Here is a 17,484-nt window from a genome sequence, read left to right on the forward strand (position 1 = left end):
TTAAGCAACCGAGAAAACCGCTTGTCTGGATGTTGCATTTAAGACACACAGGCGGTTTTCTAATGCTATATGGAGTGCATCTTCCATTTCTCTGAGATAATTGTAATAAGCAAATTCATACCGCATGATGTGATTTAACTTCGTCCAATCTTGGAGGGTTTGGCAGTTATAAATTAACTTTTCTACTTCCTGTTGCCAACGGGCAAAAATGCGGTAGCTGAAAAAGCTGCTGCAAATGTTGCCTTTTGTATCCCAGTAGGAAATACAGACCTGATGCTTGAGACAGTGGATTTTCTTAATTTGCTGAACCTGGTAGCCTTTGGCCTTGAGAGCTTCTTTGGCTTCGGCGTGGGAAATGTGCCACTGATCTGGTTTAATTTTATTAGCGCTGATCAGGTTTTTGCCTTGGCGGCGATATTGGTTACTTTTGCGTGACTTGCGAAACATGATGCACCCTTGATGTCAAACTCTTTGGCTTTGCAGCCTTAACAAATCCAGTTTTCCGCCCTTAATACCTTAATATATATAATATTGCTCAGGTATAATTTTTATCACTAAAGTTGCCTAACTGCAACATAAGATATAGTTTACCGCTTAAAGACAAAACTGTCAATCTAAAAGTAAACTTGTAATATTGCAACTAAAACTTGTAAACACAGTTGGCTAAATAAACAAGCAGTGAACATTGAAAGCAGACAAAAACTGATTGAAATCATTAAATTAGCCCGTGGTTCAATGAGCCAGAGGGCATTCGGTAAAGTTTTAGGCGTTTCTGCTACTGCTGTTCAGATGTGGGAAAAAGGCGTCAAAGTGCCCGATACGGAGAATTTGGCTCAAATCGCATCGAGAGCAGGCTACACAATGGAAGAGCTACTTAGCTGTTTGGACGGTAAGCCAATAGCAGAAGCTACCGATTTAAGCCTGATTCTGAGACAAATCAAATCTATGCCCTTGAATGAATTGGCGATTATTGGTAGAGCAGTTATGGATAGATTTGCTGCAGCTGCTGAGTCGTCAGAAGATGAAGTAAAAGCGAGTTGAATATTTGTCTGGTAGGTAGGGAGCGATCGCCCTACCTATTTGAGGATATTTAGGTAGGTTTTCTCCCACAATGGATAACATGGGAAAACTGCATGAACAATTAGATAAACTAGCGATGGAAGCCTATAACTTTCATCCTCACGAAGACATTTTAGAGAAACTGCTGCAATTAAATTTAGACTTAGTAGAAAAAGAAAAACAAGGTATCCATATTATTGGACCTTGGACACCAAAATAAATACTCAAATAAACCTCAGCGTACCTTTGCGCTTAACTCAGCGTCCCTCTGCGTTTCAAACTCAACCCTAACTGACTCGTGAAAACCGACAGCATTTTTTATCGCCTATTCCAAGAATTTCCCAGCATCTTCTTTGAACTGATTGGTAATTCACCTGAAGTAGCCAATGTTTACCAATTTGCATCTGTGGAAATCAAACAAACAGCATTCAGAATCGATGGTGTATTTCTCCCGACACAAGGAGACGAAAACCCGATTTACTTTGCTGAAGTGCAATTTCAACCAGATAGCGAAATTTACTCGCGACTAATTGCAGAAGTATCTCTATACCTCCGTCAAAACAAACCAGCAAATGACTGGGGTGCTGTGGTTGTATACCCTACTCGCAGTCTAGATACAGGAGATATCAAACATTACCGTGAGTTCTTTGCAAGTCAAAGAGTCAGACGCATTTATCTGGATGAATTAGGTGAAGCAGCATCTGTTCCAATTGGGATTGCAACAGTTAAATTAGTAATTGAAAGTGAAGATAGCGCGATTGTCCAAGCAAGGAAGTTGATCGACAGAACCAAACAACAAATCAATTCCCAATTGCAACAGCAGCAAATATTACAATTAATAGAGACTATCTTAGTTTACAAACAGAGTTTATATAAGATTTTACCATGTCAACGATAACTTACGTTAAAGGATTACCCACACCAATAGTAGAAATGAATAGTCTTGGTTTTACTCAATTTGAGATGTTTCTCAATGAGTTTGCCCCTGTCTTTAAAAAAGCTACTAGTAAGGTAGTTGACATAATACTGTCCTCGCAGAATTTTGAGAAAATTAAGAGTAAGGTCAACAGTCAAATCCAGGGTGAATTCAATCTAAATAAAAGACAAGTAAACGGTATAATAGCTTTAGCTAAAGCCAAAGTAGATTCTGCTGTTCTGTGCAGAAAAAATCATATAAAGCAGCTTGAGGGTAAATTAAAATCAGCGTTACTCTGGATAAAAAATTCCGAAAAATTGCGAAAAAATAGTCAGAAGTTTTATAGTAAAAAGAACTGGCAAAGCTCTAAATCTGGTTGTAAGTTACCGCTTGCTTGTGATTTAGAGACAGGTCGTTCTAACTGGCATAGGTTAAAAGCACAGATCCATAATAAAAAAAGATATGTCTACCAGTTAGAGAAAAAAATACATCATTTAAAGTCAGCGACTATAAAAGTAAAATTATCAAATAACGAAATTTTTATCGTAGGTTCTAAAGATGAATCTTTTGGCAATCAAGTCTGCCAGTACGATGGTTCAAAACTAACTTTTAGAGTACCGTATTTTCTGGAATACAAGTTTGGCTTGAATATCGAAACTACATTAGGTAGTTTTGACAGAAATATAAATAGGTTACCATCCGATGGAGCAAAGACATGGCACTTCTATAGAAAAAATAGTAGATGGGTCGTTGCTGTTCAGTTCACACCTACAACTGTTGAAAAAATCAGTAGACCTATCCAGTATGGAGCGATTGGGATTGACATTAACCCTAAATCTATCGGATGGGCTTATGTAGATTATCAAGGTAATCTACAAGATAGTGGTACTATCCCGCTGTTAACAGGACTGTCAAGTAATTCTCACGAGCAGCAGTTAGTGAATGCTTGTCTTGAATTAGCGGTTCTTGCTAGTAAATACGCCTGTCCAGTAGTCTGTGAAGAACTAGATTTTACCACTAAAAAACAGACTTTGAGGGAGAAAGGTAGAAAATATGCCAGAATGCTTTCTGGTTTTGCTTATAGTAAATTATATCGACTATTAGAATCGATATTCTCAAACAGAGGTATAACTATTTACAAGAGAAACCCAGCCTACACAAGTTTAATTGGGTTGGTAAAATACTCAAGAATGTATGGTCTCAGTAGTGACATTGCAGCAGCGTTAGTCATTGCCAGACGTGGTATGAACTTATCAGAAAGATTACCTGCATCCACGCAAGCTTATCTAGATGTGAGGTCTAGAAAACACATGTGGAGCAGTTGGTCAAAACTAAATAACGTAATTCGTCAAGGCGTTGATGTCAAGTCTAGACATGACTATTACAACGTTCCTAACTGGAGTGTTTTGGTTAAGACACACGTTGAGCAGGTATCTAGTAGTAATACAGGTGTTAGCCGAGCGTGTGTCAAGCGTAAGCGTTAAAACATCTTGACGTAAAGTTACACCGTGGGCTTATGTCTAGGTTTTCCTAGATTTTTAGAAGCGGAGGAGATAGAAGCAATGTTTGGATTAAGTGAGTTAAAGAAAATACGAGTTTATCAGGAAGCTCTAGAAGAAGGAGAACTTAGAGGTAAGTTAAAAGCAGTACTACCAATGTTAGCTGCAGGGTTAACCCTAGAACAAATAGCACAGGCGCTGGATTTGAGTATAGAGCAAGTCAGGCAAGCCGCAGAAAATCAGTTTTCAGCGTGATATTGCCAAATTTTGGACTAAGTAAGCCAAAATCTTCAATAATGTGTCCTCCAAGAACTTCCCAATAGAAATTTTGAGTTAAATTTTGTTAAGATTGGACTCGGCGTTAGTACTTCTTACCCAACCACCCACTCCCTACCCCAAGAGAAACTGGATGCTACGACTAGAACATATTAGTAAAATTTATCCTACAGGCGAAGTTCTTAAAGATATCAACTGGGAAGTCAAACCAGGCGATCGCATTGGCTTAGTCGGTGTGAACGGTGCTGGTAAATCTACCCAACTGAAAATCATCTCTGGAGAAATTGAACCTACCGCCGGTGAAATTATCCGTCCTGCAAGCTTACATATAGCCTATCTCAATCAAGAGTTTGAAGTAGACCCCACCCGCACCGTCAGAGAAGAATTCTGGACTGTTTTCAAAGAAGCCAACCAAGTACAGCTATCGCTGACCCAGGTGACGCGAGACATGGAAACGGCTAACCCAGAGGAACTGGATCAGCTAATCAACAAAATGGATCGTTTGCAGCGCCAATTTGAAGCCTTGGATGGTTACGGCTTAGACGCACGCATCGGTAAGATTTTACCAGAAATGGGGTTTGACCCAGAAGATGGCGATCGCCTCGTCAGTGCTTTCTCTGGTGGTTGGCAGATGCGGATGAGTTTGGGTAAAATTCTCTTACAAAAACCTGATTTATTACTGCTGGACGAACCTACGAACCACCTGGACTTAGAAACCATCGAGTGGTTAGAAAATTACCTGCGAGGATTGATTACCCCAATGGTGATAGTCTCCCATGACCGGGAGTTCCTAGACCGCCTCTGTAACCAAATTGTCGAAACCGAACGCGGTGTTTCCAGTAGCTACCTCGGTAATTACTCAGCCTACCTCCTGCAAAAAGCCGAAAATCAATCAGCCCAACTGAATGCTTACGAACGCCAGCAAAAAGAACTAGAGAAACAGCAAGCGTTTGTAGACAAATTCCGCGCCAGTGCTACCCGCAGCACCCAAGCGAAAAGCCGCGAAAAACAACTAGACAAAATTGAACGCATCGAAGCACCCATCGCTGGCGTCAGAACCCTGCATTTCCGCTTTCCCCCAGCACCCCGCAGCGGTCGAGAAGTAATAAAAATTAAAGATTTAACTCACACATATGATGATAAAATCTTGTTTTTATCAGCCAATCTTTTAATTGAAAGAGGCGATCGCATTGCGTTTATTGCGCCCAACGGTGCCGGTAAATCTACGCTATTGCGGCTAATTATGGGTAAAGAAATCCCCACAGAAGGCCATGTCAGTTTAGGCGAACACAACGTTATCCCTGGTTACTTTGAACAAAATCAGGCGGAAGCTTTGGACTTGCAAAAAACCGTCATGGAAACTATCCATGATGAAGTTCCCGACTGGAAAAACGAAGAAGTCCGCACGCTTTTGGGTAGCTTTTTATTCACTGGTGATACAGTCTTTAAAAAGGTTATCGCCTTGAGTGGGGGAGAAAAAGCCCGTCTGGCTTTAGCAAAAATGCTCTTACGTCCAGCAAACCTATTGATTCTAGATGAGCCGACAAACCACCTAGATATTCCCGCCAAAGAAATGCTGGAAGAATCATTGCAAAACTACGATGGGACAGCAATTGTAGTTTCCCACGACCGTTATTTTATCTCACAGGTAGCTAACAAAATCGTGGAAATTCGTGACGGTGAATTCCGCATTTATTTAGGGAATTATCATTACTATCTCGATAAAATTGCCGAAGAAAAAGAACAGGCAAAGTTAGCAGCAATAGAGGCAGAAAAAGCAGCTAAAAAAGCTGCTAAAGCCGCCAAAACCGCTACCAAACACAAATAAAAAACTCCACGAAGGGAATGGGGCATAGGGCATGGGGCATGGGGCATGGGGCATGGGGCATGGGGCATGGAGTATAGGGTATAGGGTATAGGGTATATGGCAAGAATCCCCAATCTCCAATCCCCAACCCCTGGTCACTGAGCGGAGCCGTTCGCGTAGCGTCTCGCAGAGAAGTGCAACCCCCAATCCCCAATGCCCACATGGCAAATATTAAAAAAAATTCGCAATAAGCTGGAAAAATTAAACAAAAGCTAAAAAATATTTAAATTAGTTATAAGCAGAAGTTAATAAGCAGAAATGCACTTGCTTTGGTGATGAGCAGTGGTATCATTCGGATATTACAAAAAGTAAAGGGCTATTTCATTATGACCAAGGCACCTGTTGCTCCTGTGGTGCTAGTCATTTTAGACGGATGGGGCTACTGCGAACAGACGCGAGGAAACGCTATTGCTGCTGCCAAAACGCCAGTGATGGACAGTTTATGGGCAGCTTATCCGCATACCCTTATCCACACATCAGGAAAAGCTGTGGGTTTGCCAGAAGGTCAGATGGGCAACTCAGAAGTTGGTCATTTGAACATTGGCGCTGGGCGAGTAGTACCACAAGAATTAGTCCGCATCTCGGATGCAGTCGAAGACGGTTCTATCCTGAAAAACCCAGCACTAGTCAAAATTTGCCAAGAAGTCCGCGATCGCAATGGCAAACTACATCTAGTAGGGCTTTGTTCTGAGGGTGGAGTACATTCCCATATCACCCATCTATTCGGACTAGTAGACTTAGCCAAGCAAGAGCAAATTTCCGAAGTTTGTATCCACGCCATCACCGATGGACGTGACACCGCACCAATCGAGGGTGTCAAAGCCATTGGACAACTGCAAGACTATCTCGACAAAGTAGGAGTTGGGCGGATAGCCACCCTCAGCGGTCGCTACTACGCTCTTGATCGCGATCACCGTTGGGATCGAGTCAAACGCGCCTACGACGTGATGACACAAGATGGCGATATCGACGGTCGTCAGGCGGTAGAAGTTTTGCAAGCAGCTTATACCCAAGGGGTGACAGACGAGTTCATTGTCCCATTACGCATTGCCCCAGGCGCGATCGAACCAGGGGATGGAGTGATATTTTTCAATTTCCGCCCCGACCGCGCCAGACAACTGACTCAAGCTTTTGTCAGCCCCAAATTTGACGGCTTTGACAGAGAACAAATTAAACCACTATCCTTTGCGACCTTTACCCAATACGATCCAGATTTAGCAGTAGCTGTAGCCTTTGAACCGCAGAATCTGAGTAATATTTTAGGGGAAGTCATCGCCAATCGCGGTCTTATGCAATTTCGTACCGCCGAAACCGAAAAATACGCCCACGTTACCTACTTCTTTAATGGCGGTCTTGAGGAACCTTTTGTTGGGGAAGACAGAGAATTAGTCAGTAGTCCAATGGTAGCGACTTACGACCAAGCCCCAGCGATGTCAGCGGCCGCCGTTACAGACGTAGCGATCGCCGCTATTGAAAAGTGTACCTACTCCCTAGTTGTAATTAACTATGCCAACCCAGACATGGTAGGGCATACTGGTCAGATAGAACCGACAATTACAGCCCTACAAACAGTTGACCGCTGTTTGGGTCGCCTACTCGCCAGCATCACCAAAGTCGGAGGTACAACAATTATTACCGCCGACCACGGTAACGCCGAATACATGCTAGATGAAGCAGGTAATCCCTGGACAGCCCACACCACCAACCCAGTCCCATTAATTTTGGTGGAAGGAGAGCGAGTAAAAATCCCCGGACATGGTACAAATGTCATATTGCGAAGCGATGGCAAGCTAGCCGACATCGCCCCCACCATTCTGGATATTTTACAACTACCCCAGCCAGTGGAAATGACCGGGCGATCGCTCCTAAAAACAGCAGAATATGACGTGCAACGCCCCCGCACACCCGCCCAAATTGGCCTGTAAAATAGTTAGGAATTAGGAGTTAGGAATTAGGAGTTAGGAGTTAGGAGTTAGGAGTTAGGAGTAATGAGTTAGGAGTTAGGAGTTAGGAGTTAGGAGTTAGGAGTTATGAATAAAAGTTTTCTCACTCCCAACTCCTAACTCTTGACTTTTGACCCGTCAAAAATAAACCCTGCTCTGGCAGGGAAAGTTGTTCCGAGGTCCATTGAATTTCGGGAAAAATGCGTCCTCGACTTTTTACACGGGTCGGTTTTGCTTCGGTCATGGCTGACTCCTACTGATAGTAATATCTATATAGTAATCATATTTGATTTCTGAAAAAATCTCAGTATCTGTAGGCTAGGCAATGCCAAGTACATCAAGGTTTTGTAAGGCATAGGGCGTGTTTTCAAACTATTTGTTTAGCCGGATCAATTTTTAGATACCCCTAAATCCACACGATATGATACCAGCTGTAGGGGCACGGCATTGCCGTGCCCCTACGCGAAATCTACATGTGTCAGCGTTTTAGTGGTATTGTATAAGACTTTGAAAACACGCCCTAGCCCTACCTACGTATATTTCAAAAATCAAATATTAGTCCTATATATATTAGATATTAGAGCGCAATTAGCTAGTCGATATCAAAATTGATATCAATTTACCCATCTAGCAGCAAGGTTTTGAGCTTTGCCAATGTAAATAACATTGTTAAGATCTGTCACAAAGTAAACATCTGAACAGTTAGGTAAACTACTAGTAGTCTGTCAATTTTGTTTTGAGGGATTTTTGGTAGTGTGAGCGTCTCGCTCACGCGGGCAAGATGCCCGCACTACAGTCCATCATTTTTATCTTGACAGAGTACTACGTATTGAGCCGAGATCCGAGTGATTTCCTGCAAGATGGTGTCTTAACCCTTATCCTGCAAGGGATTGAAAATTTGCTACATGATAGTCAAAAAAGTCGTTATTTACAACGCAAAATCAAGCCTTTTGAGGTCATCTTGCAGGTTTTTTCGTCTATCTCGGCTCAATACCTACTTAATGCACGAGGTGTGCCTACTGCAAACCAACGGCAATGGTACTGAGGAACAATACGCAATCTACTATTAGGGAGAAGATATGAAATTTAAACAACGTACTCTTGATCGAATTGCTGATATGATTTGTGGTAATTCTGAATCTAAATCCGAAGAAAGTTTCTTTCCTTATAAATCAAGTTCATATATAACTAAGTTTTTTCAGGATTGTGATACTGAGTATAAGCATGATGGTTCAACGCGCAAAGTATGGGTTTCTTCAGTTCTCAAAGAAATTCTTACTGAACCACAGCAAAATGCAAATACACCTCCAGAAACTTTTTTGCGTGTCATTCGCAATTTGATGGAACAAGGAAATGCCTGCAATGAGGATTCAAATAGAATAGGAGCATTAGCCCTCTTGAATTCAGAACTTGATCGAGAAGGGTTTGAAGCATTTTATGCAGATGACAAGCAGTGCTATCTTAGGCATCTCCCAACCAATACGATTGCAACAGCTTCACCTAATCCGCATCGCCCATTTTCAGTGTCGGAACTAAAACGGCGCGAGCAACTTATTACCTATCTCAATGAAGCATCTGAGGATAGGCTCATAGAGGACATATTATTACCCCTGTTTCGGCAGCTTGGTTTTCACCGTGTAACTGCTGCTGGTCATACCGACAAAGCGTTGGAGTATGGCAAAGATATATGGATGAAGCATACCTTGCCAACCCAGCACATTCTCTATTTTGGTATTCAAGTAAAAAAAGGTAAATTGGACTCAGCAGGCACTACCAAGGGTTCAAATGCCAATGTAGCGGAGATTCATAATCAGGTAACTATGATGCTTGGTCATGAGATTTTTGACCCCGAAACAAGTAAGCGTGTTTTGGTAGATCATGCCTTTATTGTCGCGGGTGGTGAGATTACCAAAGCTGCCAGGAATTGGTTAGGTAATAAACTCGATGCCACAAAACGAAGCCAAATTATGTTTATGGATCGGGACGACATCTTGAACCTGTTTGTTGTTACGAAGCTTCCACTGCCTATACAGGCATTACCAACAGGTGCTGAGGATGATGGTATTGAGCCGAGATCCGAGTAATTTCCTGCAAGATGGTCTCTTAACCCTTATCCTGCAAGGGATTGAAAATTTGCTACATGATAGTCAAAAAAGTCGTTATTTACAACGCAAAATCAAGCCTTTTGAGGTCATCTTGCAGGTTTTTTCGTCTATCTCGGCTCAATACCTACTTGGTGTTTGTAAGTCTTTTTACACTTCTTTATAATTTCTTCACATTTGTTTTTCAGCTTCAATCAAGTCAGCGATCGCATCTCTGAGTTTTCCTTGCCAACCAGGAATTGACTTTAGTTGCTGCTTCATTGTCTCTGTAAGCTTTAAGTCAACCTTCGCCACTAATGGCTCATCCCCAGCCGCTTTGTACTGCGTAGCTTCTCTTTTTCCTTCAAAGGCCTTTGGATTTCCCATTGTTTTTACCAAGTCTACCGGGTAAATGATAGCACAAATCATAAGTAAATTTTATCAATGACCTATTGCTAATACCAGGTACACTTGGTATTATAATTATGCGGACAACAAAAAACCCGGCTATCAACCGGGCATACATTAAAAATAAATCTCATCTAATTATGACCAAAAAGCGAGACGCAAGCCCCTGGCTTTAGACATGGGGATAAGTCGGTATAGCACTTCCTATTCAGATGAGGTACAAAATTGTATCACGCGATGTAGGGGCACGGCACTGCCGTGCCCTTACCGATGTACCTCACTAGGGCGAGAAACGCTATAGGAACTTTTAACTTCCGTGAAACGATTGTGTGGCTTGGGCCACAGTGGTATAATTGAACGGCAAATTGTGAGTAAGAACAACCATCTGCGCGTTGATTCATCCTAGTACGGAGCAATCCCGGCAACGGACATATCCAACTTGATTTAGAATAATTAAAGGGCAAATAATGGCAGGATGTTGAGCGTACCTAACTGGCGTTGTGATGGACTCGGAAAACGAAAAAAAAATGAAAAGTAAGCGCAATTGCAGCACAAACGTGGTAGTTGTTATGAGCGTCTAGGGTGTCTTTGATAGCACCATTAAAAGTTCGTTTATGGACTCTTTAAGAATCCCCCGGCTTTAGACGTGGGGAGTATCAATCCCCTTCTATTGAGATTATTACCATGACAGTTTCTAACCTTGTACAAGGCATTTGGGCACTTTCCGCCCTTGGTTTGATTATATTAGTATTGCTGCATAGCCCCAAAGGTGATGGAATTGGCGCCATTGGTGGACAAGCCCAATTATTTAGCAGCACCAAAAGTGCAGAAAACACATTGAACCGAGTTACTTGGGCGCTGACAGTAATTTTTCTCGGTTTAACAGTGGTTTTAAGTGCCGGTTGGCTCCCCAAATAAAAATGGAGCGTAGGGGAGACTTGTACTGAGCGGAGCCGAAGTATGGGGATAAAATCCCAACACCCAACACTTAAAATTCCCAAAAATCTAGTTTTACGGCGATTAATTACAGCCCTGTCCTTATTTATTGGCACAGGGCTGCTTGTCGTTTTCACAAATCTCCCATCTCCAGCTTTCTTGACAAAATCACCACAATATGGATTAAAACAAATAATTTCTCTCCCTCTCCCCCCATCTCCCCACCCCCTCCCCCCGACACTGGCGCAATGGCAAGATAGCACCAACAGTGGTGATTACTTTGCTCAAATCACACCCACCAAAGTAGGTTATTTAGTTTGGTCACAGTTTCCCGTTCGCGTTTACGTAGAACCACCGAAAGCAGTTAGCGAACAACAGGCGCAAGCTTGGGTGAATAGCGTTTTACAGGCTGTGCAAGAGTGGAATGTTTATTTACCTTTGCAGGTAGTTGAGCAGCCAGATGTAGCCGATATTACCATTATCCGCAAAGCGCCACCGTTACAGGGTAAGCCTCCCCGTGCGCGTTCTGCAGAAACTCGCTACGAGTTATACACCAGCAATCATATTTTATTCCACCGCTTCACGATTTTGCTGAGTCCTAGTCAAACAGGCGAGTATGTCCAAGCAGCTATCCGCCATGAACTTGGTCACGCTTTGGGAATTTGGGGTCATAGTCCGTTACAAACCGATGCTTTATATTTTTCCCAAGTCCGCAATCCAGCGCTAATTTCTGTGAGGGATGTAAATACTTTGAAGCGCGTTTATGAGCAGCCAACTAGTTTGGGGTGGAGTGTAGTGGAGAATTAAAAACTGGGACGTTCCTCGATAACAGTATTGATTATATAGAGTTAGACAATATGTACATCCAAATTAAACCAGAACTAGAGCAATTTATTCAGGCACAGCTTGCAAGTGGTAGATTTGCTAGTGCAGATGATGTCATCAATGAAGCCTTTAAACTGCTACAAGAAAGAGAGCAGCGATTTGAAGAATTACGACAAAAAATTGCTGTAGGAACTGAAGAAATTGCTCAGAAAAAAGTAACTGATGGCGAAGTTGTATTTGCCAGATTACAAGAAAAAATTCGTCTAATTGCTGAGGAGTCCTCTGAATGAATAATTATTCACTTTCTGAGGCAGCAATTCGAGATTTGGATGAAATTTGTGAATATATTGCCCGCATTAACCCAAAAGCCGCCTCTAAGCTTTTTGATGACATACGCTCCAAGTGTAAATTAGTAGCTAGTTTTCCCAATATGGGGAAAAGTTATGAAAAGCTTGTACCAAACCTGCGTGGTTTTGTTGTGGATGATTACATTATATTTTACTATCCCAGAGAAGACGGAATTAGTGTTGCTCGTGTTTCCAGTGGTTATCGAGATTTAGAATCTTTGTTCGTAGATGAATAATAAAACTGTAACTATTTTCTTGGTCTATTACTTATCATCTTCATGGAAGGTAATTTGGGGTGGAGTGTAGTCGAAAATTAAAAGGTTACAATTAAGGCAACCAATTTTTATCTAAAATTTGCTCTAAGCTATAAGGAGATAATTCAGGTAAATTGGTTAGCTTTGTTTTAGCCTTAACATAATCTAAGGCATTAGTATAAATTAGATTAAAGTTCTCGTCTAAATGGTTGCGTAAATTGGCAGTTAAATCATCATTGAGTTGATTACGAAAACCAATAATTTCTGCAGCCCAATGATTAGCATTTCTGGGCTTTTCTAAATCCCAATATTGATAAAGCAGTAAGTGTCGAATAATCTGTTCTAACAGACTTCTTACTCGCCTTTTTTCGTTTTTAGCCAAATCTTCCAGTTCTTCTATTAAGTTTTCATAGTCAATGTCTGCCAATTGTCGAGCTTTGAGACATGTAATAGTCTCCTCTAACCATTGCAGGTAATTGGATTCATATAATGTTTTCATGTCGATGATAGCAGTCATTTGTTGGTTTTGTAGGTTTTATTTTGTATAATCTATTCTTTAATGTTAACTAAATATATCAAGTTGATTGGATATTTTTTGTAATTTGATAACTTTGTATAATAACACAAATGCCTGATACTTGGCAATCGGGAAACAGCGGCTGTGGCGTTTATACAGAGTCGCCCACCTATAGGTATTCCCAGCCGGAAACTGGGAAGGAGTCATTGCCATAAAAATGGAATAAAAAAGCAAATAAATACATTTATTGAGAGTTAATTAGCAATCTTCAACTAAATACTCTATAATGTTAGGTAATTTGCCTATTTTTCGATTAATGTACACATCTCCCACAGCAACTTCTATACCTAGAAGATGTTGTATTTTCCTTTGGTATTAGCCCTTTTGGGAAAAACTTTTTGTTCTTAACTCTTCCGTAATAGCTTATAGGCGCTTGTATAAGATTAATTAAATAGACTGCTCAAGAAAGGAGGTTTAAGGTGGGAGCTTTTGATTTTCCGAAACTACTAGAGAATTCGATCAATGAACCGGACTTAGGCTGGACTCTCTGCTTTATCGGAGAAGACCAATCGAACAAGCTGGCAGAACTTACCCAGGGATTGAGAGAAGGATTTTCCACGACAGGTGATGGAAAAGAGATTTTATCTGGTTTTTCCTATTGGGGAATAGGTCCAACAATAGCGTGGGATCATGCTTGCAATGATCGATTTTATCTCGTGATGAAAGAGAGCATACAATCTTTTAGATATCGATGGCATCAAATTCATTCCAATAATATAAAAAATCAAAAATATCACTACGTCAGTTTAGGTGTAGGTACAGGAGAAAAAGACCAACAGATTTTGAGTTTATTGCTCAACGCCAATCCCGATATACTCTATTTTCCAGTTGATATGAGTTCAGAGATGTTGAGGCTAGGTGTTAAAAAGGCAACTCAAGGACTGCAATTAAAAGGTAGCCATGTGTTACCAATTCAAATCGACTTCTCAATCGAGAGAAATGTCAGCGAGTTACGCAAACTGCTTGACCGAGTTGTGAATGATAGTCCTATTCTGTTTTCTTTGCTAGGAAACACATTAGCTAATTTTCAAAGAGATACAGAATTGCTGCAAACTCTTTCTCAACTAATGCGACGTGATGATCAGCTAATCATAGAAGTAGCGACAACTGAAAACCTCAGCGAAGAAGCAGCGCAAAAGGCAGCACAAGAGTATGCAAAAACTAGGTCTTTTACAGAGTTTGTTACCAGTGCTTTGCTGCAAAATACTGATTTACACATTGACTTGAATAGTGTGTTCTTTGAAGGTTCTATAGAGGGAGATAAAGCAATATTGATAAAAATTCTGTATCGTAATTTAACTGGAAATAAAATTTTTGTGACTTTACCTGACCGTTCAATTATGGATTTTGAAGACAAAGATACGATTCGTTTGCTTCTGACTCGCAAGTATAGTTCTCATAGTATCAAAAAAAGCATATCAGATAGCAACTTATTCCTTGTTGATAGTCTAAACACCCCCTGGGAACCGCGTTATAAAAACGGATTTGGTATGGATTTAATTTTGCTTGCCCCTCAATCTTCCCCAACTCCAGTCAAAGATAATAATATATGGACACCAAAAAACTAGTGGATATCAGATTTGCAGAAGAACAAAAGATGTAAATATGAAAAGTATAGCGACATTTGTCACGTTTTTCCCTCTCCTTCTAGGATTTATTTTAGCTATCGTCTGGTTGACTAAGAAACCAGATTTTGATGCACTACTATCAGCCCTGGGAATATTGGCAACAATTACAGGTATTTTTGGCGAACGATGGGCATCAGCTTACGAAAACAGAAGAGAATTGTTACGTGCCTTACTCAATGAAAGTATATCAAATAAGTCAATTCTATCTGATAGCCGATTCAACCCAAACTCACATCAGCCAGGACGCCCGTTAGTGTTTCCCAGATTAATTATGTCAGTGAATGAAACTGCGATCGCATCTGGTGTCTTTGCAAAAAGAAAAGATAGTGAGTTGTTTTCGCTTTTACATCAATGGCGACATACTGTCAACGAATTCAACCGGAGATTAGATATTACCGAGTTACGGACATTTACAAAAATTTCACCACAAGAAATAGAGATCCGCTCACTATATGAAGCACTAAAGGAATCAAAAGAGTTTAATGATGCATTGACTTTGAATGAATACATCGCAAAAGTTTTGCAATCAAAATATGCCAAAGGTATTGGTGGTAGTCAAGCTTTGACTATCTAATCGTTATACAGCAATTTCTTGTTTAATGTCTTCCCATGAGATAGTAATATTATTTTCTACATCACTTTTAGCTGCATAATATGCTTTTAAATCGTTCTCATCTTCTGATGATTCTATCCGCTTTAATAATGCGTAAATTTCATCTAAAGTACTGTCGTAAGCTTGATTTAGCAGTACATTGATTGCGTCGATTATTTCTTTTCTTTCTTGTGCTGTTTTCATTTTTATTTATCCTAATTTCAGGCGTTGCTGATGCGTAGGCGTAGCCCGTCCTAGACAGCGCACTTTTGAATGCAGTTAAATAAACAAACCAGGGTCAACGTGAAAAAAATCTCCCAAAGTCTTAGCTTGAGCTTTGCTAATTTCTCCCTTACCATGAACCACTTCCAACACAACTTCTTCAGAGCCAATAACACCCACTAAATCTGCCTCTTTAATATCTCTTTGTTCCATCAAAAACAGTAACATAGAGCGAGGTTCAGAACCTTTTCCAGGTGAATAGTATTCTTCTTCAAACTTTTCAATTAAAATAATTAGCAACTCATAAAGTTCATCTTCTTCAGGGCTACGGTTAGAACGATGCATTAATTCTTCGACAATTGCTAAAGCTTGTTCATTTTCAGCTTCATTTCTAATCAGTTTTGGCGGATACTGACATAATAACTCTTTATATTTATCTGAATTAAAAGTAATGGTCATTTTTCCATATTATTCATGAATATCAAAAACCCCACTTTCTTAAAGAAAGTGGGGTTATGAGGTCTGACAATTTTTACAACACAATCTCAACTCAACGACTTAAATGCATCGGTCGCTGTGTTAAAACTTCTTGATAAAGTTGTTCTAGGCGTGTAATATTATCGTTGAGGGTATAGCGCTCTAATACACGCTTTCTTGCTTTCTGCCCTAGGACGGTTGTTAATTCTGGATGATCTTGGAATAAAGGTAACAGGGTTTTTAATTGCGATCGCACGGTTTTGGAGCTAAGAATGACACCCGCACCTTTTTCTAACACTTCCCCATCTGCACCGACATCTGTGGCTAAACAAGCCAGTCCACATGCCATTGCCTCTAATAGAGATAGTGACAAACCTTCTACCAATGAAGGCAAAATAAATACATCTCCTCCCCGTAATATTTCGATGCGTCGTTCTTCCTCAGCAATAAATCCTAACCAAATAATCCCAGATTCCAAACCATAAAACGGCTGTAAAGAAGGCTTCAAAGGACCATCGCCCACAATTAGCAACTTACTATCAGCCCCCATTTCCGACTGCTTCCAAGCCCGTAATAGAGGTTCAATATTTTTTTCCGGAGCGATGCGACCTTGATAAACAAACAAGCGTTCGCAAGAAAATTCCGTTTTGACTTGAGATACACCAGGAGAATATTTAGAAGTATCAACCCCGTTGGGAATCACGGCGATATTTTTTTCTCGCACACCCATCCGCGCCAACAAGTCGCGCTGAATTTGCGAAAATACAATCACGCGATTGTAGTGACCCAAAAAAGGCGCGTAGAGTTGATAAGCCAAAAGTTGGGTTCCCGATATCAGTTTTGCCCCTTTACCCGCAAATGGTGTGTGAAAAGTGGCTATCAGGGGCAAATTCAGTTGTTCACAAATTTCTGGTAAAACAAAATCAAGGGGAGATAGAGTCAACGAAGCATGGACTATATCTGGCTTGATTTCCCGTAGCGCGTCAGTTAATACTTTCGTCGCTTTAAATGTGGGAATTGTGTAAACCTGGGACTTATAAATAAAGGGAAGCGAAACTTCTTGAAAATTCGGCCAGTTGTCAGGTTCAGATTCTTCTTCGGCAAAGTGGAGAAAGCTAACTTGATGTCCCCGGTCTAGTAGGGCATTGGTAATTTCTCGACTATAGGTAACATTACCACAAAAGGGTGATTTTTTTCCAATCCAAGCTATACGCATTCTTTATTTAGTAAAACAAAAGCGGGTTTGATATATCAGTTTTCTGTCCTTTGTTGTTGGTCTTTTATCCTGTTTTACTGGCTTTGTATTTATCAATATATTCCAGCTTCCCCTAGTCCACAAGCTAAACTTTTAGCTGATTATACCAGGGAATTTAGGCTCTATTTATTCTACTTATAAGTTGTTAATGGCTATACATTCATAACACCATATTGCAACTTATTCTACCTAAAGCTCAGATTGATCCCCAGCAATTCTAGAGATAAAATATCAATAGATTTACTTTAGCATGAAAACAAGCACATTCAGTAGGTCGGCGCAAATAAACTTAACGATTTATGGTCGTCATTTGTCATTTTTC

At 40.7% G+C, this 17,484-nt stretch carries 19 protein-coding genes and 1 pseudogene; 14 read left to right on the forward strand and 6 right to left on the reverse strand.

Annotated features, from left to right (window positions below):
- Positions 1 to 447: a hypothetical protein gene (locus tag HEQ19_04155; protein ID WYL98832.1), complete on the reverse strand. Its 447-nt coding sequence runs from the start codon at positions 445 to 447 to the stop codon at positions 1 to 3.
- A 231-nt stretch (positions 448 to 678) separates the two neighbouring features.
- Between HEQ19_04155 and HEQ19_04160 the strand changes: the two genes are divergently transcribed.
- The 8 genes and pseudogenes from HEQ19_04160 (at position 679) to HEQ19_04195 (ending at position 9,644) form a co-directional block, all read left to right on the forward strand.
- Positions 679 to 1,041, forward strand: a complete 363-nt coding sequence (locus tag HEQ19_04160; GenBank protein ID WYL98833.1) for a helix-turn-helix transcriptional regulator — start codon at positions 679 to 681, stop codon at positions 1,039 to 1,041.
- A 79-nt stretch (positions 1,042 to 1,120) separates the two neighbouring features.
- Positions 1,121 to 1,279, forward strand: a complete 159-nt coding sequence (locus HEQ19_04165; GenBank protein ID WZI67106.1) for a hypothetical protein — start codon at positions 1,121 to 1,123, stop codon at positions 1,277 to 1,279.
- Between the two features lie 78 nt (positions 1,280 to 1,357).
- Positions 1,358 to 1,921: pseudogene (locus HEQ19_04170) on the forward strand (Rpn family recombination-promoting nuclease/putative transposase).
- Between the two features lie 23 nt (positions 1,922 to 1,944).
- The gene (locus HEQ19_04175; protein ID WYL98834.1) at positions 1,945 to 3,459 is read left to right on the forward strand and encodes a hypothetical protein; all 1,515 of its coding nucleotides are present in this window, start codon (positions 1,945 to 1,947) and stop codon (positions 3,457 to 3,459) included.
- A gap of 24 nt (positions 3,460 to 3,483) precedes the next feature.
- Entirely contained in the window at positions 3,484 to 3,729 is a 246-nt protein-coding gene (locus HEQ19_04180; protein ID WYM03247.2) for a hypothetical protein, read from the forward strand.
- 154 nt (positions 3,730 to 3,883) lie between these two features.
- A complete protein-coding gene (locus HEQ19_04185) occupies positions 3,884 to 5,578 on the forward strand; it encodes an ABC-F family ATP-binding cassette domain-containing protein (protein ID WYL98835.1) in 1,695 nt (564 codons plus the stop codon).
- 365 nt (positions 5,579 to 5,943) lie between these two features.
- Positions 5,944 to 7,542, forward strand: coding sequence for a 2,3-bisphosphoglycerate-independent phosphoglycerate mutase (gpmI, locus tag HEQ19_04190; GenBank protein ID WYL98836.1), 1,599 nt, complete (start codon positions 5,944 to 5,946; stop codon positions 7,540 to 7,542).
- Positions 7,543 to 8,639: 1,097 nt separating this feature from the next.
- Positions 8,640 to 9,644 carry a hypothetical protein gene (locus tag HEQ19_04195; GenBank protein ID WYL98837.1) on the forward strand — a complete coding sequence of 335 codons (1,005 nt, stop codon included), beginning with the start codon at positions 8,640 to 8,642 and terminating at the stop codon, positions 9,642 to 9,644.
- Between the two features lie 189 nt (positions 9,645 to 9,833).
- On the opposite strand, the gene HEQ19_04200 is transcribed toward HEQ19_04195, so the two are convergent.
- Positions 9,834 to 10,028 carry a hypothetical protein gene (locus HEQ19_04200; protein WYL98838.1) on the reverse strand — a complete coding sequence of 65 codons (195 nt, stop codon included), beginning with the start codon at positions 10,026 to 10,028 and terminating at the stop codon, positions 9,834 to 9,836.
- A 705-nt stretch (positions 10,029 to 10,733) separates the two neighbouring features.
- Between HEQ19_04200 and secG the strand changes: the two genes are divergently transcribed.
- From secG to HEQ19_04220, 4 genes are read left to right on the forward strand one after another with little or no spacing between them, the layout of a single operon-like run.
- Complete coding sequence (gene secG / locus HEQ19_04205; protein WYL98839.1) at positions 10,734 to 10,967, forward strand: preprotein translocase subunit SecG; 234 nt, start codon at positions 10,734 to 10,736, stop codon at positions 10,965 to 10,967.
- 42 nt (positions 10,968 to 11,009) lie between these two features.
- Positions 11,010 to 11,792 (forward strand): peptidase, encoded by a 783-nt coding sequence (locus HEQ19_04210; protein ID WYL98840.1) that lies wholly within the window; start codon positions 11,010 to 11,012, stop codon positions 11,790 to 11,792.
- 50 nt (positions 11,793 to 11,842) lie between these two features.
- Entirely contained in the window at positions 11,843 to 12,100 is a 258-nt protein-coding gene (locus tag HEQ19_04215; GenBank protein ID WYL98841.1) for a type II toxin-antitoxin system ParD family antitoxin, read from the forward strand.
- The gene (locus tag HEQ19_04220; protein ID WYL98842.1) at positions 12,097 to 12,393 is read left to right on the forward strand and encodes a type II toxin-antitoxin system RelE/ParE family toxin; all 297 of its coding nucleotides are present in this window, start codon (positions 12,097 to 12,099) and stop codon (positions 12,391 to 12,393) included. Before HEQ19_04215 ends, HEQ19_04220 begins: the two co-directional genes overlap by 4 nt.
- Positions 12,394 to 12,484: 91 nt before the next feature.
- Here the strand turns inward: HEQ19_04220 and HEQ19_04225 are convergent, their stop codons facing one another.
- A complete protein-coding gene (locus HEQ19_04225; GenBank protein ID WYL98843.1) occupies positions 12,485 to 12,928 on the reverse strand; it encodes a DUF29 domain-containing protein in 444 nt (147 codons plus the stop codon).
- Between the two features lie 479 nt (positions 12,929 to 13,407).
- Here HEQ19_04225 and HEQ19_04230 point away from each other — a divergent pair, with 479 nt between their 5' ends.
- Together HEQ19_04230 and HEQ19_04235 are read left to right on the forward strand one after the other, a co-directional pair.
- Positions 13,408 to 14,556, forward strand: a complete 1,149-nt coding sequence (locus HEQ19_04230; protein WYL98844.1) for an L-histidine N(alpha)-methyltransferase — start codon at positions 13,408 to 13,410, stop codon at positions 14,554 to 14,556.
- Between the two features lie 37 nt (positions 14,557 to 14,593).
- On the forward strand, positions 14,594 to 15,190 hold the full coding sequence (locus HEQ19_04235; protein ID WYL98845.1) for a hypothetical protein: 597 nt from the start codon (positions 14,594 to 14,596) through the stop codon (positions 15,188 to 15,190).
- A 3-nt stretch (positions 15,191 to 15,193) separates the two neighbouring features.
- Here the strand turns inward: HEQ19_04235 and HEQ19_04240 are convergent, their stop codons facing one another.
- From HEQ19_04240 to HEQ19_04250, 3 genes are all read right to left on the reverse strand, one after another.
- Positions 15,194 to 15,412 carry a hypothetical protein gene (locus tag HEQ19_04240; protein ID WYL98846.1) on the reverse strand — a complete coding sequence of 73 codons (219 nt, stop codon included), beginning with the start codon at positions 15,410 to 15,412 and terminating at the stop codon, positions 15,194 to 15,196.
- A gap of 75 nt (positions 15,413 to 15,487) precedes the next feature.
- Positions 15,488 to 15,889, reverse strand: a complete 402-nt coding sequence (locus HEQ19_04245) for a transcriptional regulator (GenBank protein WYL98847.1) — start codon at positions 15,887 to 15,889, stop codon at positions 15,488 to 15,490.
- Positions 15,890 to 15,980: 91 nt separating this feature from the next.
- The gene (locus tag HEQ19_04250; protein ID WYL98848.1) at positions 15,981 to 17,123 is read right to left on the reverse strand and encodes a glycosyltransferase family 4 protein; all 1,143 of its coding nucleotides are present in this window, start codon (positions 17,121 to 17,123) and stop codon (positions 15,981 to 15,983) included.
- Between the last annotated feature and the right edge of the window lie 361 nt (positions 17,124 to 17,484).

This window comes from Gloeotrichia echinulata CP02 (assembly GCA_038087035.1).
In the GTDB taxonomy this organism is placed as follows: Bacteria; Cyanobacteriota; Cyanobacteriia; order Cyanobacteriales; family Nostocaceae; genus Gloeotrichia; species Gloeotrichia echinulata.

What these genes read in the sequence shown, in the direction of transcription:
- HEQ19_04250 (WYL98848.1), bottom strand. Translation starts at nt 17,123, where the DNA reads ATGCGTATAGCTTGGATTGGAAAAAAATCACCCTTTTGTGGTAATGTT.
- gpmI (WYL98836.1), top strand. Translation starts at nt 5,944, where the DNA reads ATGACCAAGGCACCTGTTGCTCCTGTGGTGCTAGTCATTTTAGACGGA.
- HEQ19_04225 (WYL98843.1), bottom strand. Translation starts at nt 12,928, where the DNA reads ATGACTGCTATCATCGACATGAAAACATTATATGAATCCAATTACCTG.
- HEQ19_04240 (WYL98846.1), bottom strand. Translation starts at nt 15,412, where the DNA reads ATGAAAACAGCACAAGAAAGAAAAGAAATAATCGACGCAATCAATGTA.
- HEQ19_04185 (WYL98835.1), top strand. Translation starts at nt 3,884, where the DNA reads ATGCTACGACTAGAACATATTAGTAAAATTTATCCTACAGGCGAAGTT.
- secG (WYL98839.1), top strand. Translation starts at nt 10,734, where the DNA reads ATGACAGTTTCTAACCTTGTACAAGGCATTTGGGCACTTTCCGCCCTT.
- HEQ19_04220 (WYL98842.1), top strand. Translation starts at nt 12,097, where the DNA reads ATGAATAATTATTCACTTTCTGAGGCAGCAATTCGAGATTTGGATGAA.
- HEQ19_04235 (WYL98845.1), top strand. Translation starts at nt 14,594, where the DNA reads ATGAAAAGTATAGCGACATTTGTCACGTTTTTCCCTCTCCTTCTAGGA.
- HEQ19_04210 (WYL98840.1), top strand. Translation starts at nt 11,010, where the DNA reads ATGGGGATAAAATCCCAACACCCAACACTTAAAATTCCCAAAAATCTA.
- HEQ19_04215 (WYL98841.1), top strand. Translation starts at nt 11,843, where the DNA reads ATGTACATCCAAATTAAACCAGAACTAGAGCAATTTATTCAGGCACAG.
- HEQ19_04200 (WYL98838.1), bottom strand. Translation starts at nt 10,028, where the DNA reads ATGGGAAATCCAAAGGCCTTTGAAGGAAAAAGAGAAGCTACGCAGTAC.
- HEQ19_04195 (WYL98837.1), top strand. Translation starts at nt 8,640, where the DNA reads ATGAAATTTAAACAACGTACTCTTGATCGAATTGCTGATATGATTTGT.
- HEQ19_04175 (WYL98834.1), top strand. Translation starts at nt 1,945, where the DNA reads ATGTCAACGATAACTTACGTTAAAGGATTACCCACACCAATAGTAGAA.
- HEQ19_04155 (WYL98832.1), bottom strand. Translation starts at nt 447, where the DNA reads ATGTTTCGCAAGTCACGCAAAAGTAACCAATATCGCCGCCAAGGCAAA.
- HEQ19_04165 (WZI67106.1), top strand. Translation starts at nt 1,121, where the DNA reads ATGGGAAAACTGCATGAACAATTAGATAAACTAGCGATGGAAGCCTAT.
- HEQ19_04245 (WYL98847.1), bottom strand. Translation starts at nt 15,889, where the DNA reads ATGACCATTACTTTTAATTCAGATAAATATAAAGAGTTATTATGTCAG.